The sequence below is a fragment of the Staphylococcus sp. GDY8P47P genome, from assembly GCF_016892225.1.
Lineage (GTDB): Bacteria > Bacillota > Bacilli > Staphylococcales > Staphylococcaceae > Staphylococcus > Staphylococcus borealis.
Map to the genome: position 1 here is coordinate 1 of NZ_JAFENV010000060.1, position 1,346 is coordinate 1,346.

The window sequence follows — 1,346 nt, forward strand, 5'->3', positions numbered from 1 at the left end:
GGTTATATCAATATCACTGATCGCTTCCAAGATCCAACATCTGGGAAAGAACGCTTAATCTTAGAAAACGAGTATGGTAATACTGTTATTCGTGATGCCGACATCTTAACGCCTATGAAACTTCCTTCCTTAATGGGTTACGGCTTTACGATTAACACTCGATATATCCACGAATTGGGCTATGCATTGCAATTAATGCGTGAAAGTCTGCCAATGGCCACTTTGTATAGCGGTTCTGGCGTAATTAACACAAAAGATGGATTAGTAATCAATACCAACTATATTGAATATCATCCATCAATACCACAAAACACACAAATTTTGTGTGATGGAAAATATGACCTTGAACCTAAGGGGAGCTATGCACAATGGTTATTAATGTACGATGCAGAAGTTAAAGGTCATTTAATGCTTGAAATGGCAGTTACAATGGGCGTTAGTGCCCTTGTAACAAGCTACTTAAACAAAATAGACCTAATAGAATTCGGGGGTACAATATACTCTCTAACGGGTCACAGTAGTTCAGGTAAGACAACAGCTGCAATGTTAGCTGTTTCTGTAGGTGGAGCTCCAACAAAAGGAACAAGCACACTATTTCGTAGTTGGAATACAACTCGTAATGGTTTAGAAGGTTTTATCAATGAAAATTACGGGATACTTGTTGCTTTTGATGAATTGTCAACTGCCACATTCCCTGATACTACAGGCTTACTCTATTCTATAGCTGAAGGGCAAGGCCGTCAAAGAGCGAATGTTCATGGTGAAGCCAAAGAAACGAAGACCTGGTCAACATCGCTTGTTTCCACTTCTGAATATAGCATTTTTTCTAATAGCGCTAAGAATGACGGATTATACGTTCGCACAATAGAGTTAAATGATGTATTCACTCACAGTGCTGATAACGCAGACAATATAAAACTAGGTGTACGACAAAATTATGGTCATCTATTACCTTTAATCGGTTCTTTTCTCTTAAATCATGAAAATACGGTTAGAACTTTTTTCGAAGAAGAACAGCAATGGTTCAAACATGCGTTAAGCAATGAAAAAGAAAAAACAGGACAACGTATGTTCAACCGTTATGCAGTATTTGTTACTTCTGCACGTATATTATCAACTGTAACAAATCGATCTGTATTATTAGATGAAATGCGAGAGTATCTACTAAATTATCATAACGAAACAGTAGCTGAACGGTCATTAGCTGATAAAGCAATCGAATTAATTGTCCAATTTGTAGCACAGTACAGAAATAAATTTTCAGATGACGGTAGATTATCAAAGATGCTGGAGGGATTTGGTCTCATAGAACTAAAAGATGACCATATCCAAGTTAAGATAATTGC

Annotated in this window: 1 protein-coding gene; it reads left to right on the plus strand. The window is 37.0% G+C overall.

Annotated elements, in window-relative coordinates; genetic code table 11:
• The coding region (gene cch1 / locus JVV30_RS13035; protein WP_204194361.1) for a cassette chromosome replicative helicase at nt 1–1,346 on the plus strand (1,346 nt) is incomplete at both ends.